20 protein-coding genes and 1 pseudogene are annotated in these 18,427 nt (G+C 62.0%); 8 read left to right on the forward strand and 13 right to left on the reverse strand.

All coding sequences use genetic code 11. The annotated features are described in order from the left end of the window. Positions 1-169: 169 nt before the first annotated feature. Positions 170-340: a hypothetical protein gene (locus tag EV691_RS19720; RefSeq protein WP_232487293.1), complete on the reverse strand. Its 171-nt coding sequence runs from the start codon at positions 338-340 to the stop codon at positions 170-172. 270 nt (positions 341-610) lie between these two features. On the opposite strand from EV691_RS19720, the gene EV691_RS19725 reads away from it, so the two are divergent. The 3 genes from EV691_RS19725 to EV691_RS19735 all read left to right on the forward strand — a co-directional run bounded on the left by EV691_RS19725 (position 611) and on the right by EV691_RS19735 (position 1,494). Beyond that, positions 611-847 carry a hypothetical protein gene (locus EV691_RS19725; RefSeq protein WP_131299713.1) on the forward strand — a complete coding sequence of 79 codons (237 nt, stop codon included), beginning with the start codon at positions 611-613 and terminating at the stop codon, positions 845-847. A 39-nt stretch (positions 848-886) separates the two neighbouring features. Then, complete coding sequence (locus tag EV691_RS19730; RefSeq protein ID WP_131299710.1) at positions 887-1,090, forward strand: hypothetical protein; 204 nt, start codon at positions 887-889, stop codon at positions 1,088-1,090. A gap of 131 nt (positions 1,091-1,221) precedes the next feature. Beyond that, complete coding sequence (locus tag EV691_RS19735) at positions 1,222-1,494, forward strand: HU family DNA-binding protein (RefSeq protein WP_040107271.1); 273 nt, start codon at positions 1,222-1,224, stop codon at positions 1,492-1,494. 335 nt (positions 1,495-1,829) lie between these two features. Here EV691_RS19735 and EV691_RS19740 read toward each other — a convergent pair whose 3' ends face one another. Further along, positions 1,830-3,056, reverse strand: coding sequence for a YbfB/YjiJ family MFS transporter (locus tag EV691_RS19740; protein WP_131299708.1), 1,227 nt, complete (start codon positions 3,054-3,056; stop codon positions 1,830-1,832). Positions 3,057-3,184: 128 nt separating this feature from the next. Here EV691_RS19740 and EV691_RS19745 point away from each other — a divergent pair, with 128 nt between their 5' ends. Next, entirely contained in the window at positions 3,185-4,057 is an 873-nt protein-coding gene (locus EV691_RS19745) for a LysR family transcriptional regulator (RefSeq protein WP_131299706.1), read from the forward strand. 22 nt (positions 4,058-4,079) lie between these two features. Here EV691_RS19745 and EV691_RS19750 read toward each other — a convergent pair whose 3' ends face one another. After that, positions 4,080-4,340, reverse strand: a complete 261-nt coding sequence (locus tag EV691_RS19750; protein ID WP_131299703.1) for a hypothetical protein — start codon at positions 4,338-4,340, stop codon at positions 4,080-4,082. Positions 4,341-4,469: 129 nt separating this feature from the next. Here EV691_RS19750 and EV691_RS19755 point away from each other — a divergent pair, with 129 nt between their 5' ends. Next, positions 4,470-4,742, forward strand: coding sequence for an HU family DNA-binding protein (locus EV691_RS19755; protein WP_131299701.1), 273 nt, complete (start codon positions 4,470-4,472; stop codon positions 4,740-4,742). 148 nt (positions 4,743-4,890) lie between these two features. Here EV691_RS19755 and EV691_RS19760 read toward each other — a convergent pair whose 3' ends face one another. From EV691_RS19760 to EV691_RS19770, 3 genes are all read right to left on the reverse strand, one after another. After that, a complete protein-coding gene (locus tag EV691_RS19760; RefSeq protein ID WP_207390230.1) occupies positions 4,891-6,747 on the reverse strand; it encodes a vWA domain-containing protein in 1,857 nt (618 codons plus the stop codon). Between the two features lie 187 nt (positions 6,748-6,934). Further along, positions 6,935-7,471, reverse strand: a complete 537-nt coding sequence (locus EV691_RS19765) for an RNA polymerase sigma factor (protein ID WP_131299695.1) — start codon at positions 7,469-7,471, stop codon at positions 6,935-6,937. Between the two features lie 511 nt (positions 7,472-7,982). Continuing rightward, positions 7,983-8,711 (reverse strand): DNA-binding protein, encoded by a 729-nt coding sequence (locus EV691_RS19770; protein WP_131299692.1) that lies wholly within the window; start codon positions 8,709-8,711, stop codon positions 7,983-7,985. A gap of 359 nt (positions 8,712-9,070) precedes the next feature. Between EV691_RS19770 and EV691_RS19775 the strand changes: the two genes are divergently transcribed. Then, on the forward strand, positions 9,071-9,646 hold the full coding sequence (locus EV691_RS19775; protein WP_090944731.1) for a GNAT family N-acetyltransferase: 576 nt from the start codon (positions 9,071-9,073) through the stop codon (positions 9,644-9,646). On the opposite strand, the gene pdxR is transcribed toward EV691_RS19775, so the two are convergent. Next, complete coding sequence (pdxR, locus tag EV691_RS19780) at positions 9,639-11,123, reverse strand: MocR-like pyridoxine biosynthesis transcription factor PdxR (protein WP_131299685.1); 1,485 nt, start codon at positions 11,121-11,123, stop codon at positions 9,639-9,641. The genes EV691_RS19775 and pdxR overlap by 8 nt on opposite strands. 90 nt (positions 11,124-11,213) lie before the next feature. Between pdxR and EV691_RS19785 the strand changes: the two genes are divergently transcribed. Continuing rightward, a complete protein-coding gene (locus EV691_RS19785) occupies positions 11,214-11,846 on the forward strand; it encodes an FMN-binding negative transcriptional regulator (protein WP_131299682.1) in 633 nt (210 codons plus the stop codon). A 22-nt stretch (positions 11,847-11,868) separates the two neighbouring features. Continuing rightward, positions 11,869-12,546, forward strand: a complete 678-nt coding sequence (locus EV691_RS19790; protein WP_131299721.1) for a GNAT family N-acetyltransferase — start codon at positions 11,869-11,871, stop codon at positions 12,544-12,546. Positions 12,547-12,600: 54 nt separating this feature from the next. Here EV691_RS19790 and EV691_RS19795 read toward each other — a convergent pair whose 3' ends face one another. The 6 genes and pseudogenes from EV691_RS19795 to EV691_RS19820 all read right to left on the reverse strand — a co-directional run bounded on the left by EV691_RS19795 (position 12,601) and on the right by EV691_RS19820 (position 18,331). Continuing rightward, entirely contained in the window at positions 12,601-12,954 is a 354-nt protein-coding gene (locus EV691_RS19795; protein ID WP_131299678.1) for a hypothetical protein, read from the reverse strand. Positions 12,955-13,097: 143 nt separating this feature from the next. Beyond that, on the reverse strand, positions 13,098-14,321 hold the full coding sequence (locus tag EV691_RS19800; RefSeq protein WP_131299675.1) for a tyrosine-type recombinase/integrase: 1,224 nt from the start codon (positions 14,319-14,321) through the stop codon (positions 13,098-13,100). Between the two features lie 280 nt (positions 14,322-14,601). Beyond that, positions 14,602-14,928, reverse strand: coding sequence for a hypothetical protein (locus tag EV691_RS19805; protein ID WP_131299672.1), 327 nt, complete (start codon positions 14,926-14,928; stop codon positions 14,602-14,604). 234 nt (positions 14,929-15,162) lie between these two features. Continuing rightward, entirely contained in the window at positions 15,163-15,936 is a 774-nt protein-coding gene (locus tag EV691_RS19810; protein WP_131299668.1) for a metallophosphoesterase, read from the reverse strand. 36 nt (positions 15,937-15,972) lie between these two features. Next, positions 15,973-16,212: pseudogene (locus EV691_RS19815) on the reverse strand (transposase); the annotation flags it as partial. Positions 16,213-16,303: 91 nt separating this feature from the next. After that, on the reverse strand, positions 16,304-18,331 hold the full coding sequence (locus EV691_RS19820) for a di-heme-cytochrome C peroxidase (protein WP_207390229.1): 2,028 nt from the start codon (positions 18,329-18,331) through the stop codon (positions 16,304-16,306). Between the last annotated feature and the right edge of the window lie 96 nt (positions 18,332-18,427).

Here is an 18,427-nt window from a genome sequence, read left to right on the forward strand (position 1 = left end):
CGGAAGCTGAAGCGACGTATTATCGACAACTCGACGAGTCAGCCCTGGCGGCATGACTCACACCAAAGAGCCTCCGAGATTCCCGGGGCGGTTCAGCTTTGTTCATGGCATGGTCCATGGCAGGGATGTGAAGGCCCAAAGAGCGGGGCGCGGGGTTATTCGGTGAGGGTTATTCGGAAACTTGGCGCACGTCCAGCACGGCCCATACCTCCCAGCCCTTTTTGCGCACGATCTTTTCGGCTTCGAGCTGGGCCTCCAGCGTGCTGAGCGAGCGTGATTGGTACTCGAAGCAAAAGGTTGGGCCGCCGCTGCATTTGCGAACACTCAGTTCTACCTGCATGTAGGAGGGACGCTGTTTGGGTTTGGCGGGTACGGGTTTGGCGGGCGCAAGCCCCAGGGCTTCGAGCCTTCGAGTCGCAACCGAACCACAAGACGGGCAGCCAGAGGCATGGACTCAGGCCAGCAAGTAAGCAATGAAGTGCTTGCGCGTTGAAGTATTGAAGCGAGCGTGCATTGATGCGTGGATGTGAGTACGTATTGAAGTATTGCGTGCTTGGGATTCTCCGGGCCGCTGGCATCCTTGGAGCATCACTACACAGGAGGCCAATCCATGAATCCCAATCAGCTCCATACCTATCTGAAACTCTACTCGCTGGCCGGCCCGGTGCTGGAATCGCTCAAGGACCCAACGGCCGATGCCTTCATCTGGAAGTGCCAGCGCAAAGCAGTGGCCATGCTGGTCGACCTCGGCACCGAGATCACCGTCGCCGATGGTGCGTTGTCGTTCGCAGGCTATGTCTGCAAGCTGCTCGCTCCCTACCGAGTCGAGGCGGAAAATATCTGCTAGATTTATCGGGATGCCTAACAGCAGTGGGGGAGCTTCGAGTTGTGCGATCGTGCTGTGGTCTTCGGCCAGGTCCCCCGCCAGAGCCAATATGGAGCAATCGATTTCGCCCTGGATTTCCTTGGGCACAAAGGTACTGCTCCGCTCGATCTGGTCGAGTTCACCAGGAGAACACGGGAGCAGCGGCTCGCCGACGCGATCCAGCACTGGCACCGTGCCGTGAGCCTGATGGGGTCGGTGTCGTGATTATGTATTGATCGCTGGCGCCCTCCGGGAGGGGAGTCAGCCTTGGATGGGAAGGCTCGCTTTCACGTCTGCGAGAAGACGCTTTCCTGTCCGGTTATACTCGCGGGCCGAATTCCAACCTGGATTGAATAATGAACAAAGCTGAGCTGATCGCCGCCGTTGCTGCCTCTGCGGATCTGCCAAAAACGACTGCCACCGCGGTAGTGGACGCCTTCACCGCTGCTATCACCAGCACCTTGCAACAGGGCGAGAATGTCGCCCTGGTTGGTTTCGGCACCTTCGAGGTGAAGGAGCGCGCCGCCCGCGAAGGTCGTAACCCGCAGACCGGGGCCGCGATCCAGATCGCTGCCGCCAAGCTGCCGGGCTTCAAGCCAGGCAAGGGCCTGAAAGACGCCCTGAACTGACTCCCTGCCGGCATAACCCTGCATTGAGTGCTGGCGCCCAACCGGGGACATCCATCCCTGGATGGGAAGGGCGGGCTTGAACAGAAAGGGCCAGGCGGGCGAGAAAGGTCGGTTACCACTCTGGCTGCGACCCCATGATATTGAAGTGTTGAAGCGCTCACGCGTTGAAGTAATGAAGCATTGAAGCCAATGCGCATTGAAGCATACATGTGGCCCAATAAACCGAGCCGATATTTTTCGGCTCGATTCGATAGGGGGCGAGCACCGGTGCACCATTGGCTCCGGACTGACTTGGAAACAAGGGCGAGGCCGGAAAACGGCGGCAGAACGCCCTCCTATGCCTCCGGTGCCACGTCGGCTCCAGTGGAGGGGCGGAATATTTCCTTGAACACCAGCAGCAGATCCAAGGCAAGGGCCAGGCCAATGGCGCCCATGGCGACGGAGAACAGCAGCGCGTAATGGCCGTGGCTGGCGGAGAACAGCGCCGAATAGGCGTAGCCGGCCAGGGCCTGGAAGCTCGCGAAGGACACGGTGGCACGGCTCCAGGTGGCGTTCTGCTGGTGGTGGCCGGCAACCAGCTGGTGTACGCGGGCCAGCGCCAGCGGCACTATGCCTGGCGGAAACGATCCGATCACCAGCGCCGCGACGGCCAGCAGGCGCAGGTCGGCGATCGTCACCAGTACCGCGAGAGCGCCGGCCTGGGTCAGCAGCACCAGGCGGATTGCCGAGCGCGCGCCCAGGCGGTCGGCCAGGAAACCGTACACCACCGGCCCGACGATGGCGCCCACCCCGTACAGCGTCCAGATCAGCGCGCCGCTGTGGCTGCCGGCACCGAGGCCGCGGCTGACGTAATCGACCAGGAACATCATCGGCGCCACCAGGCCGGCGGCCATCAGCGCGTACTGGGCGAACAGCACGTAGAGGCCCATCGAGCGGCGCACGTCGGCTGCGCTCGAGGTGGCCGGCGTACGCGCCTTTTCCAGAGGCCAGCCGAACCAACTGGTGGCGGTCAGCAGCAACGCTACCCCGCCCAGGCCCAGCCAGGCCTGCAGCAGGCCGAAGGAGAGCAGGAGCGGCACCAGGCTGCCCGAGCCGGCGATGCCCAGGCCGACGCCGAGGAAGATCGCGCCGCTGGCCAGGCCACGCCGGTTCGGCGCGACATGCGGCAGGATGGTGCTTGCTGCGAGCACCATGATCACTCCGCCGGCGATGCCGGACAGCAGCCGCCAACCGAAAAACCAGGCCATGGACAGCGGTACGGCGCAGGCGAGGAACGACAGGGCTACCAGCACCATCATGGCGCGCAGCACGCCGGTGCTCGACCAGCGGGCGGCGAGCGGCCGTCCTCCCAATGCTCCGATGAGGTAGCCGGCGAGATTGGCCGCCCCCAGGTAGACCACCGCGGATGGAGAGAACCAGTGCGCCTCGATCAGCGCGGACACCAGAGGTGTGTAGGCGAAGCGGGCAAGGCCGATGCCGACCAGGCTGGCGCACAGGCCAGCCCAGATCGGCAGCCATGGAGAGGCGCGGTTGGCAGTGAGGCTGGAGCGTTCAGCATTCATGATGATCCCTTGCGCCTGTCGAGAGGCGCAGCCAGTGGCGATGGGGGGATCATAGAGGCGCTGCTTGATGAAATAATGCAGCAATTTCAATTGCCATCTATGCAGATTTGCATCACCAAGGAATCCTCATGAACTGGGACGATGCACGGATTTTTCTCGCCCTGTGCCGCGAACAGACCCTGCGGGGCGCGGCCCGGGTGCTGGGCGTCGACCAGGCCACCGTCGGGCGCCGCCTGGCCTCTCTGGAGCACGCCCTGGGTGCCACCCTGTTCCTGCGCACCTCCGGCGGTTACAGCCTGACGGCCGCTGGCGAAGTGGCGATGGCCGCAGCGCTGAACATGGAGTCCTCGGCCGCCGAGCTGCAGCGGCAGATCCTCGGCATGGACGACCGCATGAGCGGCGTGGTGCGGGTCACCACCACCGACTCGTTCGCCATCGATGTCGTCATCCCGGCGATCGCCCGCCTGCACCAGGAGCAGCCCGGCATCGAGGTGCAACTGCAGGCCTCGACCCAAATGCTCAACCTGAGCAAGCGCGAGGCGGATATCGCGGTGCGCACCCTCAAGCCGGAGAACCCCGATCTGATCGTGCGCCGCGTCGCGCGCTGGAGCAGCGCCATCTTCGCCTCGGCGGCCTACGTGCAGGCCCACGGTGTGCCCAAGCCCGGCACGGCGTTCGCCGGGCATGACCTGGTGCTCTATCAACCGTATCTGGACAGCGGCAAGGAGGTGACGCTGGGGTCCGAACCGATCACCCATGGCCGCATCGCCATGACCTGCACCTCCGGCTTGCTGGTACGCCGCGCGCTGGTCAACGGCCTGGGCATCGGCGAGATCCCGCTACCGTTCGGCGCGGCCGACGGCCTGGTGCGTCTGTGGCCCGCGCGCGAATGCCCGCCCTACGACATCTGGCTGGTGACCCACAAGGACGTGCGCCACACCGCCCGGGTCCGAGTGGTCATCGACGCCATCGCCGAGGCATTCGCTGCAGTATCCGGCTGAGCCTTCGTCACCCGGCTGCCAGCTATACCGGATCGAGGCAGAAAATATCGGCTGGGTTTATCGGGATGCCCTGAACCAGTGGGGGAACTTCGAGCTGCGCGACCGTGCCGTTGTCTTCGGCCAGGTCCCCCGTCAGGACAAATACGGCGCCATTGATTTCGCCCTGGATTTTCTTGGGCACAAAGGCGCTGCTCCGCTCGATCTGGTCGGGTTCGCCACGAGAACACGAGAGCAGCGACTCGCCTACGCGGCCCAGCACTGGATCGCGGCTGCGAGACTGCATTGAGCGCGGGCCGTCCGATCCAGAGGCAGCCCATCCCCTTGGATGGGAGGGCTGCTCGTTTGCACGTCTGCAGAAGGCGCGCTCATGTCCGGTTATACTCGCGGGCCGAATTCCAACCTGGACTGACCAATGAACAAAGCTGACCTGATCGCCGCCGTTGCCGCCTCTGCGGACCTCCCGAAAACGACCGCCACCGCAGTGCTGGATGCCTTTACCGCGACTATCGCCAGCGCCCTGCAGCAGGGCGAGAATGTCGCCCTGGTCGGTTTCGGCACCTTCGAGGTGAAGGAGCGCGCCGCCCGCGAAGGTCGCAACCCGCAGACCGGGGCCGCGATCCAGATCGCTGCCGCCAAGCTGCCGGGCTTCAAGCCAGGCAAGGGCCTGAAAGACGCCCTGAACTGATTCCCTGCCGGCATAACCCTGCATTGAGCACTGGCGCCCATCCGGGGTCAACCATCCCTGGATGGGAAGAGCAGGCCTGAACAGAGAAGGGCCGGCCTGGCGAGAAAGGTGGGTTACCACGCTTTTCGAATGAGCGGCGGCATTTGCCTCACTTCATAGCAGCCGCCACTTCCGCCTTCCTCATCAACTGCACGAACTCACTGCGGTAGCCATAGAGGTCTTCGCCCTTGTTGCTGTTGGCCAGTTTGATGGCATCCTGGTAGCTCCAGTTACCGCTGTACTGGCCGCCCTTCAGCAGTTCGGCGAAGCCGGCCACCGCAGTGGCGAAGGCGGTTTCGCGGGCCATTCTCGCCGACAGTTCAGCGCCATCGACTGGGATCGGGGTGGTGATCAGGCGCGAGCTGCTTTCTTCCGGCAGTTTGTAGCGGATCTTCAGGAAGCCGTATTCACTGGCGTGGCCCACGGCGGCCGGCTGCTGCGGCTGGTAGCGCGAAGGTTCGAGCAGGCCGCTGGCGGCACCGGCCGGGGTGATTTCGTAGATGGCGGTGACGCGGTGGCCGGCGCCGATGTCGCCGGCGTCCACCTTATCGTTGTTGAAGTCTTCCTGCTTGAGGGCGCGGGTTTCGTAGCCGAGCAGGCGGTATTCGCTGACGGTCTGCGGGTTGAACTCCAGTTGCAGCTTCACGTCCTTGGCGATGGGGAACAGGGTGGAGCTGGCTTCGTCCACCAGTAGCTTCTGCGCTTCGCCCAGAGTGTCGATGTAGGCAGCCACGCCGTTGCCGTTTTGCGCCAGCGCCTGCATCAGTTGGTCGTGGTAGTTGCCCTGGCCGAAGCCGAGCACCGACAAGTAGATGCCTTCGTCACGCTGGCGCTCGATGAAGCCCTGCAGCTCCGCGTTGCTGGTGATGCCGACGTTGAAGTCGCCGTCGGTGGCGAGGATCACCCGGTTCACCGCGTCCTTTTTGAAGCTGGAGCGGGCCAGTTGGTAGGCCAGCTGGATTCCTTCGCCACCGGCGGTGGAGCCGCCGGCACTGAGGCGGTCGAGGGCGGCGAGGATCTTCTGCTTCTCGTTGGCCGGAGTGGGCTCCAGCACGGTACCGGCCGCGCCGGCGTAGACGACGATGGAGACGGTATCGCTCGGCTGTAGCTGGCTGAGTAGCAGTCCCATGGACTGCTTGACCAGCGGCAGCTTGTCCGGGCTGTTCATCGAGCCAGAGACATCCAGCAGGAACACCAGGTTGCTGGCCGGGTGCTGCGCGCGCGGCAGTTCATAACCACGGATGCCGATGTGCAGCAGCTTGTTGCCCGGCTTCCACGGCGAGTCGGTCACCGTCACCGTGGCTTTGAAAGGGGTTTCCCGGCTGTCCGGCAATGGGTAGTCGTAGTCGAAGTAGTTGAGCATCTCCTCGAGCCGCACGGCGTCCTTCTGCGGCAGCACGCCTTGGTTGAGCTGGCGGCGCACGAAGCTGTAGGAGGCGGTGTCCACATCCACCGAGAAGGTGGAGACCGGCTCGGTGGCGACGCTCTTCACCGGGCTGGAATCGACCGCCTCGAAGCGGTCGTGGCCGACTTCCTGATACTGGGCAGGCGGCGACACTTCCGCCAGCACTGGCGCCGAGGACGGCGGGGCGGCAGCCACCATCTTGCGGCTGACCTGCGGCGCAGATGGTCTAGGCTGGGCGATTGTCGGAGTCGGTGCGCTGGCTACGCTGCTCATTTCCTGGCTGACGGAGTCGGCCATGGCCTGGCCCTTCGCCGGCCCGGCCACGGCTTCGCGTTCGGCTGCGGCATTCTCTGCCTGACGCTTTGCCAACTGCGCCTGCTGATCGCGCCGGGCCTCCTCAGGCGGTGCCGGCTTCGGTGCGGTCCCTTCACTGGCGACCGGCAGCACCGAGCGCGGCTCGAACGGCGGGTTGCCGATTTTCATCACCACGGATACCGCCAGTACCACCACGGCGGCGCTGGCTGCGCCACCCATCAGCCACTGTCGTTTCGACATGTTCATCCTGCTTCTCCCGTTTCCGTCCAGCGGGTTGCTGGACGGGGTGGGACGCAGCGGTGTGACATTTCCTTGGGGCACTTGTGCATTTTTTCCAGCGAAGGCCGCCAGCGCAGCCTGACGGGCTCTGGCACGGGCCTCTTCGCCGGGTTCAATTCTGTCCACCCCTTCGAACAGGGATTTCAGATCGTCATCAGTCATGACCATTCTCCTGCATGGCAGCAGAGGCCAGCCTCTTGCGAATTTCATGGAGACGCCAAGAGATGGTGGACTCCTTCACGCCGAGCAGTTCGGCCGCTTCGCGGTGGCTCAGGCCCTCGCCGGCAACCAGTACCAGGGTGTCGCGGTAGCCGCTGCCCATAGCATCCACCTCGTCGAGTACCTGACGCAGATAGACTCGGGATTCATCTGCCGAGTCTGCCACCGCTTCGCCACAGTCCTCGTCCAGCGTGTCTGCTCGCTGGCGCGACTGCTGGCGATGCCAGTCACGGGCGCAGTTGAGCACCAGCGCATACAGCCAGCTGCTGAAGGCCGACTCGAAACGGTAGCTGGCGATCGAGTGTGCCAGCTTGATGCAGGCCTGCTGGGCCACATCCTCGGCGTCCTGGCGCTGGCCGGTGTATTTCATGGCGAAGCGGAAAATGCTGGCGTAGCAACTGTCCACCACCTTGGCAAAGGCTGCAGCGTCACCCGCGCGTGCTTTCTCCAGTGTCTGTCTGTCCGGCGACATCGCCGCTTCCTGCTGATTGATCTGTAGGTTGGACGCTGGCCGCGCTGAATTCCTTGGCCGGGAACCGGCGGTTATCGCTCAGCACCATTGGATCTGGGGACAGCAGACTAGCAATTATCGGCCGGGGCGGGATGGTACTGTGTCATGGCTTTGGAGGCGGTTGGGGGATCATGGAGGAGCTTTTCTTATCGGCTTGTTGGTCGGCCAGGCTCATCGGGCGTCCTTCTGGCTGCCGCAGATTATTGCCGCCGGCAAGAGCCGGTCTGCAAGGAATCGCTGGCGCCTCACGCGGTTTGCTCGAAGCGCCGCTTGTGGTACCCGTTGCCGGCGACCAGCAGTCGCTCGCACGCGGCCGAGGCCGGGGATATTGTCGCCCTCGACGTAATGGCGGACGGGCAGAGTGCTTCCGAACGCGGCATGCCCACCCAGAAGATCCTGGGCCCGGGTGGAGGCTTTGGCCATCGCCCAGCGTCCGGCTCTCCTGGAGCCGCCTGCCGATCCATTTTCTTTCTCACGTACTTGTCGCTCCACCTTTGCCGGAAGGTTTGGAGGGTTTACCGGGCTTCAATGCCGCCAGCAGGGCGTCGTTCTGCGCTCTGAGGGTGTCCAGTTCGCCACGCATCCGGGCCGCCTCCTCGCCCCTGGCATGAGCCTTCGCCAGCTCGTCCCGCAGCTGCTTCAGCTCGGCGGTGTGCTGCTCGCTGGCCATTCGGGCCGCCTGTTCGGTGGCGCTCAGACGCTCCCGGAGCTGGGCCAGCTCGACGGCCTGGCTCTGGCGTTGCGCAAGCCCCTCCGTCAGCCGGTCTTGGGTCGCCGCCAGTTCGCCCTTTACGCCGTCCAGCTGGTGCTCCAGGTCCTCGACGGTCTGCGCCGCGTCGGCCAGCTCCCGCTCGGCCTGTTCGCGCTGCTCGCCGGCGGCCCGGACCACCTCGCCCACCCGCCGTTCGGCCGCCTTTACCGCCTTGTCGTTCAGCTCGACCGCCAGGGCCGCCAGACGCTCGGTCAGCGCCCGGGTGACGGCCGCCAGTTCCTCGGCCACTTCCACCGGTAGTTCGGCCACCGGCGCCGCCTCGGTGACGGATGAGCGGGCCAGGTGGTCATCCCAGACCTGTTTCAGCCGGTTGGGGTTGCCGCCGCCGACCCGTTGCCGCAGGGCGAAGCCGGTGACGTTGCGGCCGGCGGCCTGCAGGGCTTCGCCGGCCTGGACGATCTCTTCGAGGGTGAATTCGGCGGGGCGCATGGGGGTCGATTTCCAATCGGCTGAGGATGAACTCAGCATAGCGAATAACAAAACAAATAAATAAACAAATTAAAGACGGAAATCGGCCGGTCCTACGCCGGCACCTGGCCCTTGATTTGCCGGCGGCGCTCGGTGAGCACGTCGCGGACAGCGACAGCTCGGCTTGGCCGGCGCCAAGGCTCACCCGGTGTGTTTGTACTGCATGAGTTCGTTCTGCAGCCGGCGGCATCGCGCAGGCTATCTGGATTGCCTTATCTGGAGTGGAGATAGGAATACGCGATGGATGCCTCTGGTTATGGGCTTTTTCGGCGGTTTTCGTGTTAGAAAAGCCTCCGGCATCTATGGGGATAGGAGGGGGGATGGAATTGATTAAGGAGACAGCACGAATACTGATCAGGCCGTTGTCATTGGATGACGTGTCTGCGCTGACGGAGATTCTTAGCGATCCGGAGGTTATGAAGCATTCCGTGCGCGGGGTTTGTGACGAGGCGGCCACTCGAAGGTTCGTAGAATGGTGCTTGGACTGCTACGAATCACATGGCGTAGGTCCATGGGCTCTTATCGAAAAGGAATCGTCCACTCTCATCGGATTCTGCGGGGTAGGGCCGGAGCGCGTAGGAAATGCGGAGGAGATCAATCTCGGATATCGGCTTGCACGGCGGTACTGGGGGATCGGCATCGCCACGGAGGCAGCATGCGCTACTCTCGCCTATGCGTTTGGAACTAAAGCGTTCCGGTCGGTGGTGGCAATTATCGAACCTGAGCACATTGCCTCACTGCGAGTCGCTGAGAAGGCCGGTTTTCATGGTTTCCAGGAGATGGTGTTTCATGGAAAGCCTGTGCGCGTGTATCGCATGACCCAGGACGAGTGGAGTGAGCTGCAAGGCATGCCCCTCCAGCCGATGTCAGGGTACGACGCGGCCCTCCTCAACTGAGCACTTGCTGATTGGCTCCCCAAGCCTGGCGCAGCATCTGCAAAGCTTTGGCAATATCGGGCTCTGGCACGGAGGCAAAGCCCAGTACCAAGCCGGCCCGATCATCCAACGGCGTTTCGCTGTCGGCTAACCAATAATTGCTCAAGCCGTTCAACTCCACCCCTACCTGGTTCGCAGCGGCGATCAGTGCGCGCTCTCGTGCCAAGCTATCGACCCGTACGCAGAGATGCAGGCCGGCATTCACAGCCGGCACTGGCGCACAGCCGGGAGCGTCCTCAGGCCAACCGGCCAAAAGCGCATCGCGGCGACTGCGTGCGGCGCGGCGCATGGTACGAATATGTCGCTGGAAATGCCCGGCGGCGATGAATTCGGCCATCACTGCCTGGGTGCCGATTTCCGAATGACGCATATCCAGGGCACGGCGGCGGGCAAAGAGTGGTGCCAAGGCCGGAGGTAACACGAGATAGCCCAAGCGCAGCGCAGGAAAAGCAATCTTGCAGAAGGTGCCAACGTAGAGCACTCGGCCTTGGCGGTCGAGAGCAGCCAATGGGGCTAAGGGGGTGCCGCTGTAGCGGTACTCCCCGTCGTAGTCATCCTCGACTATCCAGCTGTCGTGACGCTCTGCCCAGTCCAGCAGTTCCAGGCGCCGTGCCAGGGACAGGGTGACTCCCGTGGGGTATTGGTGTGAAGGAGTGACATAGGCTAGGCGACAGCTACCGACCTGCGCCAAAGCCGCAGTATCCAATCCCTCGGCATCCACTGCGATGCCTTTCAGCTGTGCGCCAGCCATAGCGAAAGCATGCCCGGCCGCGCGGTAACCGGGATTCTCGATAGCCACCTGATCGCCTGGTTCTACAAGCAATTGGGCACATAGGCTGATGGCCTGCTGGGCCCCGCAAGTCACGACTATCTGTGCCGGGTCGCAGTGCAGGCCACGGCTGTTGCGCAGGTAGGCGGCGATCAGCTCCCGCAGTTGCGGATCCCCGGCTGGGTCTCCGTAGCCCAAGCGCGCTGGTGAGGGCTTGCGCCAGAAGCGTGCCGACAGCCGCGCCCAGATCTCGAAAGGAAACAGGTCGAGGGCTGGAATCCCTACGCGGAAGGCCCTGGGCGCCCCCTCCGCAGGCGCGGGAAGATGGTGCACCTGCAGGCGTTTCAGGGCCTTGCTCGGTGTGGGACTGGGAGCCTGGATAGGAGCCGTGCGAATCACGCTGACCAGTTCAACGACATAGGTGCCGTCACCGATACGGCCTTCTACATAGCCCTCAGCATACAGCTGGTCGAAGGCGCGGGTTACCGTGTTGCGTGAAATACCCAGCAAATGCGAAAGATCGCGGCTTGCTGGTAGCCGGGTGCCGCTCGGCAGACGGCCATCGAGAATGCGCTCGCGCAGGGCCTGGTACAGCTGACGTGCCAGACCGCCGCCAGGATCAAGCTGGATACCGGAGAGATCGACTGGCAACGGCGGGGAAGGCGGCATGGATTGGACCTATCAAAGTCACAGTAAATGGATCTTACAACAGGCCAATATCCTGTCTAGCATGGCTCCATGCTTGCCAGGAGAACCAGCATGTACCTGCCCGCCGCCTTCCGCCAGGATGACCTCACTGAGTTGCATCGACAGATCACTAACAGCCGACTCGCCACGCTGGTCAGCCATGGCCCGGGTGGCCTGCAGGCCAGCCACTTACCGCTGCTGCTGGTCGCCGACGAAGGCAAGTACGGCACGCTCTACGGCCACTTTGCCAAGGCCAATCCGCACTGGTGCGACTTGGCTACAGGCAGCGAGGCGCTGGTGATCTTCAATGGCCCGGACGCCTACATCAGCCCGTCGTGGTATCCGAGCAAGGCCGAGCACGGCAAGGCGGTGCCGACCTGGAACTACATCGCTGTGCACGCGCAGGGCCAGCCTGAAGTGTTCGACGATCCTGAGCGGCTGCGGCGGCTACTCGGCCGTCTCAGCGATCACCACGAAGCTGGCCGCCCGCATCCCTGGACAATCGATGACGCCCCGCGCGACTACCTGGACCACAGGCTCCGCGCCATCGTCGGTTTCGCCCTGCCGATCCAGCGCCTGGAGGGTAACTGGAAACTCAGCCAGAACCGCCCTGATGTCGACCGCCGGGGAGTATGGAAAGAACTAGGCGCCAGCTCTGACGAGCATGCTCGTGAACTGGTTCGACACATGGCTATCGATCACTGAACAACACGACAATATCGCTATGATTCAAGAGCCCCAACTCGACTGGCAAGCCGCGCGCGCCCCTTCCCGTGCACCGTTGAGTGGCCTGTACGTGAGGCTAGAACCCTTGGATGTCGAACGCCATGGTGGAGACCTGTGGCAGGCTCTGCAGGGGCCGAACTCCGACCTATTGCTGTGGCGCTACCTGCCCTACGGTCCCTTTCCCGAGCGCGTGTCCTTCGACGCCTGGCTATCGACCAGCCAAGCCAGTGTCGATCCGCTGTTCTTCAGCGTCATCGACCTTGCCAGCCAGCATGCCATGGGGCTACTCAGTTTCCTGCGCATCGCCCCCAAGGATGGCAGTATCGAGATCGGCCATGTCGCTTTCGGTCAGGCTATGCAACGTACTCCAGGCTCCACCGAGGCGATCTGGCTGTTGGCTCGCCTCGCCATGGAAGAGCTGGGTTATCGACGCCTGGAATGGAAGTGCAACGCACTCAATACCCGCTCCATGCGAGCAGCCAGGCGTTTAGGTTTCGTCTACGAAGGGCTGTTTCGCCAGCACATGGTGGTCAAGGGGCGCAACCGTGATACGGCCTGGTTTTCCATCCTCGACAAAGAATGGCCACGCTGCCGAAATGCTTTCGAGCGTTGGTTGGCCCCCGACAACTTCGATGCCAAGGGCCGACAGAAGCGGTGTCTGGAAGATCTGCGTGAATGAGAACAGCCTTGGATGGCCGGCCGAAACTGTGCTAGCCCGGTGGCGGGGTGCCCGTCACCGGTCGGTCGTCAGGGGCACTTCCCCCAGTACGCACCAGGCGATTTCGTCGTGATCGCTGCTCAGGCGGCCGATGATTGCGCTTTCCCACTCGTCCGGATCGGGAGTGCGCAGGCCATCCTCGTTGGTGAGGCGCAGCACGCACCCATCCGGCAAGGTTAGGTCCAGCGCCCTGCAGTCACCGCCGGTCCAGACTTCCTCGAAGCCGTAGACAGCAACAGGATCCACCTCGTAGCCGCCGCAGGGGGAGAGGTAGGGGTTGCGGATTTCGACACCCTGGTGAAAAAACGCCAGCAGGGTGGGATCGTAGGGGGCGTTCGGGTTCAGGGCGGATTCGGTGATCAGGTACATGGTTTCGCTCCTCGTGAGTGGCAGCCACTTGCTGCAGGCCTTCAGGCTGGCATGGTCACGGGAGAACCCAAGTCGGGCGCGGTGGTCTGGTGCTGCTGGCGCTCGAGCAGTGGAGCCTCTGCTGCCAGCGGGAAAGATTGTCCTCACTCGCCGCCGGCGGGCTCCGATACCGACAGTGCCTTGAACACCACCTCGCGCTCGAAGGTGCCCAGGAAGGCGGACCACTCCTCCATCAGCCCCCGGCGCTTGTCCAGCAAGTCGCCGCGGTTGTAGGCCGCCTCCACCTTGCTCTCCAGTGTGTGCGCCAGCGCCATCTCGCAGACCTCGCGCGGATGGTTGGTCTGCTCGGCGGCCCAGGTCCGGAAGGTCGAGCGGAAGCCGTGGGGCACGCAATTCTCGGCCCCGGCGGCATCGAGCACGCGGCGCAAGGCGTTGCCCGGGAGGGGGCCGGTGCGCCGCGCATTGAGGAAAACAAAATCCTGGTGATTGCCCTGCACCTGTTCCAGGACCTCGAGCATGGCCTCGGTGAGCGGAACCCGGTGAGCGCGTTTGGCCTTCATCCGGTGGGCGGGGATGGTCCAGATCCGGGCGGCCAGATCGAACTCCTCCCAGCGGGCACCGCATACCTCGCCGCTACGGGTGGCGGTGAGGATCAGCAGTTCACAGGCACGGGCGGCCGGGCCCGGCATCCGATCGAGCCGGTGCAGCAGCGCCGGTACCTGCTCGGCCGGCAGGGCGGGGAAGGGCAGGGTGCTGCGCTTGTGGCGCGGCAGGAGCTTGTCGAGGTGGCCACGCCAGCGCGCCGGGTTCTCTCCCGTGCGCAGCTGGCGGGCCTTGGCGGCATCGAGGATCAGCTCGATGCGGTTGCGCACCCGGGTGGCGGTGACCGGCGTCGTCGACCAGATCGGCGCCAGCACATCGAGCACCTGATCGGTGTCGACCTGCGCCACCGGCAGCTCGCCGATCCGGGGGTAGACGTGGGTGCCCAGGCTGTTGCGCCACTGCACGGCATGGCGTGGGCTCCAGGACGGGGCGTGGGTGCGCAGGAACAGCTCGGCCTCGGTCTTGAAGGTCGTGCCCTTGCGCCGTTTCGCCTGCGCCTCGTGCCTGAGCTGATGGCGCCTGGCGAGCGGGTCGGTGCCCCGGGCCAGTTCGAGGCGCGCTTTGTCCGCCTCCAGTCGGGCATCGCGCAGCGAGACCGCCGGGAAGGAACCCTGGCCCATGTCGCGGCGGTCGCCCTGGAAGCTGTAGCGGAACACCCAGCTTTTCGTGCCGCCGGCGGTGACCTTCAGGAACAGGCCCCGGCCATCCTGGTAGGTGCCGGGGGCGGAGGTTTCCTTGACGAATTTCGGGGTCAGTTTGCTCATGACGGTTCAACCGGGCTGGTGGGCGATGGCAATCGGTGGAGAACGGGTTTGCAGGGGGGGAATTATTGGTGGCTGGCGCAGATCCAGCCGCACTGTACGCAGAGAGTTTATCCTCGTACAAATCGCCCATAGGCCGTAGTAATTGGGGATTCTACCAGTCACCTGCAGGACAGTCCCACAGTCACCCCCACGGTGGGATTCCCCCATCGGGGCCGGCCCGCTGGCGCGAGCCAGGCACCCAACCAGGAGGAGGTGACGGCTTCCCCGGCGGCCTCTTCGGTCAATGGGGCGATCGCTGGCCGAGGGCTCGGCCGATGCGAAACGCCACCCAGGCCCAGTACTCGAGAACCGTGTCGTCCTCGCCGATTGAGAACGCCCAGGTCGTCTTCTTGAACAGCGGATGTTCGTTTTTTCCAGCTTGGCGATACTTGTCTTCCAATTGTTCGACAGTCAGGCCGGCATCGTTCAAATACGGGGTAATCAACTCGGCCTCGCTCGGAAGTTTCTTTTCACCGATACGAAAGGCGAGCCAGGCCGGATTGACCTGGACAAAACGGGCAAATCTTTTCGATATCGGAGAGAATGGGCTGGGTTGTTCCGTTGGCATACTCGGCGAGCACTGGCTCAGCAATACCCGTGCCCATCGAAATATCCTGTCGAGTGTAGCCAGAACCATAAAGACAGGCCTTCAGCCGATGGGAGAAACCCGAGCTGGCGCAACTGCTAAGAAGTAGAAAAGACACTTTGAAACCCTCGCTGTCCGTGCGAGTTTCAGTTTCTGGGGCTGATGGGAAAACCCAAATTTCCCTATTTGGACAGCCCCAGAAGTAATTATCGAATTTCAAGAAACCTTTTCTTTGTTGCAGACTTTCTCAACAGAAAAGATCGCCTCCGATCCGCCGATCTCGACCAGGGTGAGCCGTCCGCCCTCGAAGCAGCCGCCCGTGTCCAGGTAGCGCACGTTGCCCAGGTCCAGCATCTCGTCGACAACGGCGTGCCCGACATAGACCCGCTCGATGCCGGCGATGGGGCGGGTATCGGCGTCGTCGTACCGCTTCCTGCGCCACAGAGCTTCCATGACGTGGTGATCGCGATAGGAGTCGCCCAGCTCGCCCTCCAGCGCCTCGACGAAACGTCCCCAGCTCAAGCAGGTGCATTCGGCATGCACCACGCCGTAGCGCTCGCCGGAACGCCCGGCGATCTCGATGGCCACGGGCAGCTCGTTCAGAAAGCCGCCCAGGAAGGGGCGCAGTTCTTCACTCAACGCATAGAACCACTTGCCGCCATGCTGGCGGTGACCGATTGGCTCCTCGAACAGGCCGCCCTCCACGCACCATTGGTCGTGGTTGCCGCGAACGGCCTTGAACCAAGGCTTCAAAAGCCACCAGGCGACCCGGTGGGACTCCGGCCCCCGGTCCACCAGATCGCCCACGGAAAATAGCCGGTCGGTTTGCTCGTTGAAGCCGGCCTTTTCCAGCAGGCGCTCCAGGAGAGAAAATTCCCCGTGAATGTCGCCCACGGCAAAGTCCCGCCCTTTCTGGTTGGGACCGTACTGGACGAACAGGCGGTTGGCAGAGGTGTGAACTGGTGTCAGGTGAGTGGATGCGTTGCTCATTGCGGGATCTCCGTTTGATGGATGGCTTCAGCCTCTCACCAGCGCCTGGAAAACCTTGAGCCACTTGCCGGCCGCCGACCACGCATTGAAACGCTTGTAGACCGAGTTCCAGCGCCCGAAGGCGTTGGGCAGGTCTCGCCAGGGGCAGCCGGCGCGCATCCGGTAGAGCATCCCCTCGACCGTCATGCGCAAATCCGGCTTGTGGTAAATGGCTTGCTGAAGCAGCACGTTTTCCAGCTTCGACCAGAGTTCGTCACTGAGCATCAATCGGGGCATTGCAAACTCGCGGGATTATCGGGCTGGGAGCCTGAATTCTGCGAGTTTGCTCTTCTTCATCAACGCCTATGGCTCGAAACGTCAACAGCCCCTAGAGGGTCTTTAGATACTCGATCAGCTGGTATCTCTCCTCTTGACTCAGTGCTCTGCCGATTCGACCTTTGATCTGATCATCCGTGAACAGATGACCGGTGTTATGATTCCCGAGTTCATGGGTATTCAAGTAGAACAAACCACCCTCGTATTCCGGAATGAAATCTTCAGGCGTTTCTCCAGAGCCAACACTGTAGCTGTCCTCGAAACCCACGGCATCCGAATCCTGCAGAATCCCAACATTCTTGGGATCGAACACTTGGCTTCCCAACTGTACGAACTGAGGACGATCCTTCAAAGGGGAAAGCAAATCGAACAAAGTTGGTACTGAGCCATTATGCAGATATGGCGCTGTTGCCCAGATACCATTCAGTGGCCGGGCCTTGTAGCCTTGGCCAACCTGTAGGCAATTGGGCCGTTTCCCCTCCATTTGGGATCTAGATGAAACCGGAATATAGTTTTGATCGAACCACTGCTGATTGGTGCGATTCACTAATGCTCCCAGGGCCAAACCGAAGTTAGATGTTGCACTATCGTCAAGGTTGACGAACTTCAAGGCTTGTTCCCCTTGATCGCTGCCAGTGCTCACCAGGGTGCAGACCTGAGTGACTAGGTCCACGTTCGTTGTGTCGACAGTGCGTTCTGCCAGAACGATGGACTGAGCGACATCTGTACCAATCGTGTTTACCGGAATGATGTTCACGTGCAGATACTTTGCAGGGGTCTCTTTAGCGCTCTGGTACTGGTCAACATACTTGATGGGACGCCAGTACTGATCAGTCCAGAAATCGCTCTCTGGCGTGATTGCCGGCAGATGACACTGCTGACAGAGCTCCCGATACAGTGCCTTCCCCTTGGAGGCTTTAGTCATGTCGACTGCTGGCAGTGCTTCTGGCCACTCGGGAGCGGGGAGCCCGTTGAAGCGATTGTTCTCTAGAGGGTCTGATCCTGCCAGCCAGGATTCCATTCCGACCAGATTGTGGTAATTGATGGATGAAGCGAAACGCTGGGCTTTAGGCCCTTTTGTGTCGACATAGGCCTCGACACCTAAAGCCTCACCGGCATTTCTGATCAGTGGCTGCATGATGGAGCCATCATACTGAACCCAGTTGAACCAAGATGTCGTCCAGATGTGGGGATAATTCACTGGTGCATCAATCGGCGTATAGTTGCCAGCAACATCTGTATCACGACTGAAAACCTGATTTCCGATCCGGTTCAGGGCATCGAGGCGGGTGAAGCCTTCAGTGACATCGATGATGTCCGAGTCTTTTGCAAGGGCTGCAACCATGGCCTCCAGCTCCTCTCTGAGCTTGTTGCGGCTGGCTGTATTCATATTGCTGCCAAGCACCCTTCTAGCAAAGCGATTAAAGCGGCCATCAAGTACTGAGAATTTCCCTGACAATGCAGTCTGACCGATAGCGGCACCCAGCGTGCGGGTCACCAGGCCAAGGTCAATCATGGCTGGGCCACCATTCACGATATAGCGCTTGTCCTCATGAATGAATTGCCCTGTGTGGCAGGCGGCACAGGTAAATCCGGCAGCGGCTGCCTTGCGGTCAATGCCCTCAAAGCGAATGCTGGAAGTCTTGGCGATACCGACAGGCAGGCCATCAGGATTCCACTCAGACTTCTGCGAGCGAATAAAACCCATGTGGAGTATGTACTCCTCCATAAATGGCTCTTCTGATCCAAAGAACACCAACCAGGGGTTGCTTTTCGGCGCTTCGAGGGCAATCAGCCAGTCATATGGTATCGGCAAAGTGGCAGTACCTTGAGATGCATGGTGAAACCAGCTCGAGTCCTTGCCATTCCAGACAGTGTTGTTCAGCTCGACAGGCTGGCCCAGATCAACGTAAGCCGGTAGTTCTGGGGGGGTCAAAGCGTACTTCAGACTGTCAATCGCGGATTTGATCTGCAGGCTGATGTATGTGCCGGCAATCACTAGAACAAGGGTGGTCAGCCAGGACCACTTGGATTTTGCAACAAGTTTGAGTCGCGATTGTAGTATTTGTGAAGAAATCATTGTATTTCCTTGATTTATCGTTATTTTTCCGTAATGGGATGTTGCTGAATGCAGCAACGCCTTAAGGAAACTCCGAACAAGCCAGCGCCACTCCGG

Origin of the sequence: Azotobacter chroococcum (assembly GCF_004339665.1) — a bacterium.
GTDB lineage: Bacteria > Pseudomonadota > Gammaproteobacteria > Pseudomonadales > Pseudomonadaceae > Azotobacter > Azotobacter chroococcum.

Bases quoted from the DNA above. Each gene is read 5' to 3' on its own strand.
- EV691_RS19785 (WP_131299682.1), top strand. From the start codon at position 11,214: ATGTACCTGCCCGCCGCCTTCCGCCAGGATGACCTCACTGAGTTGCAT.
- EV691_RS19725 (WP_131299713.1), top strand. From the start codon at position 611: ATGAATCCCAATCAGCTCCATACCTATCTGAAACTCTACTCGCTGGCC.
- EV691_RS19795 (WP_131299678.1), bottom strand. From the start codon at position 12,954: ATGTACCTGATCACCGAATCCGCCCTGAACCCGAACGCCCCCTACGAT.
- pdxR (WP_131299685.1), bottom strand. From the start codon at position 11,123: ATGCCGCCTTCCCCGCCGTTGCCAGTCGATCTCTCCGGTATCCAGCTT.
- EV691_RS19775 (WP_090944731.1), top strand. From the start codon at position 9,071: ATGGAATTGATTAAGGAGACAGCACGAATACTGATCAGGCCGTTGTCA.
- EV691_RS19740 (WP_131299708.1), bottom strand. From the start codon at position 3,056: ATGAATGCTGAACGCTCCAGCCTCACTGCCAACCGCGCCTCTCCATGG.
- EV691_RS19770 (WP_131299692.1), bottom strand. From the start codon at position 8,711: ATGCGCCCCGCCGAATTCACCCTCGAAGAGATCGTCCAGGCCGGCGAA.
- EV691_RS19735 (WP_040107271.1), top strand. From the start codon at position 1,222: ATGAACAAAGCTGAGCTGATCGCCGCCGTTGCTGCCTCTGCGGATCTG.
- EV691_RS19820 (WP_207390229.1), bottom strand. From the start codon at position 18,331: ATGATTTCTTCACAAATACTACAATCGCGACTCAAACTTGTTGCAAAA.
- EV691_RS19765 (WP_131299695.1), bottom strand. From the start codon at position 7,471: ATGTCGCCGGACAGACAGACACTGGAGAAAGCACGCGCGGGTGACGCT.
- EV691_RS19805 (WP_131299672.1), bottom strand. From the start codon at position 14,928: ATGCCAACGGAACAACCCAGCCCATTCTCTCCGATATCGAAAAGATTT.
- EV691_RS19755 (WP_131299701.1), top strand. From the start codon at position 4,470: ATGAACAAAGCTGACCTGATCGCCGCCGTTGCCGCCTCTGCGGACCTC.
- EV691_RS19800 (WP_131299675.1), bottom strand. From the start codon at position 14,321: ATGAGCAAACTGACCCCGAAATTCGTCAAGGAAACCTCCGCCCCCGGC.
- EV691_RS19750 (WP_131299703.1), bottom strand. From the start codon at position 4,340: ATGCAGTCTCGCAGCCGCGATCCAGTGCTGGGCCGCGTAGGCGAGTCG.
- EV691_RS19760 (WP_207390230.1), bottom strand. From the start codon at position 6,747: ATGAACATGTCGAAACGACAGTGGCTGATGGGTGGCGCAGCCAGCGCC.
- EV691_RS19720 (WP_232487293.1), bottom strand. From the start codon at position 340: ATGCAGGTAGAACTGAGTGTTCGCAAATGCAGCGGCGGCCCAACCTTT.
- EV691_RS19745 (WP_131299706.1), top strand. From the start codon at position 3,185: ATGAACTGGGACGATGCACGGATTTTTCTCGCCCTGTGCCGCGAACAG.
- EV691_RS19810 (WP_131299668.1), bottom strand. From the start codon at position 15,936: ATGAGCAACGCATCCACTCACCTGACACCAGTTCACACCTCTGCCAAC.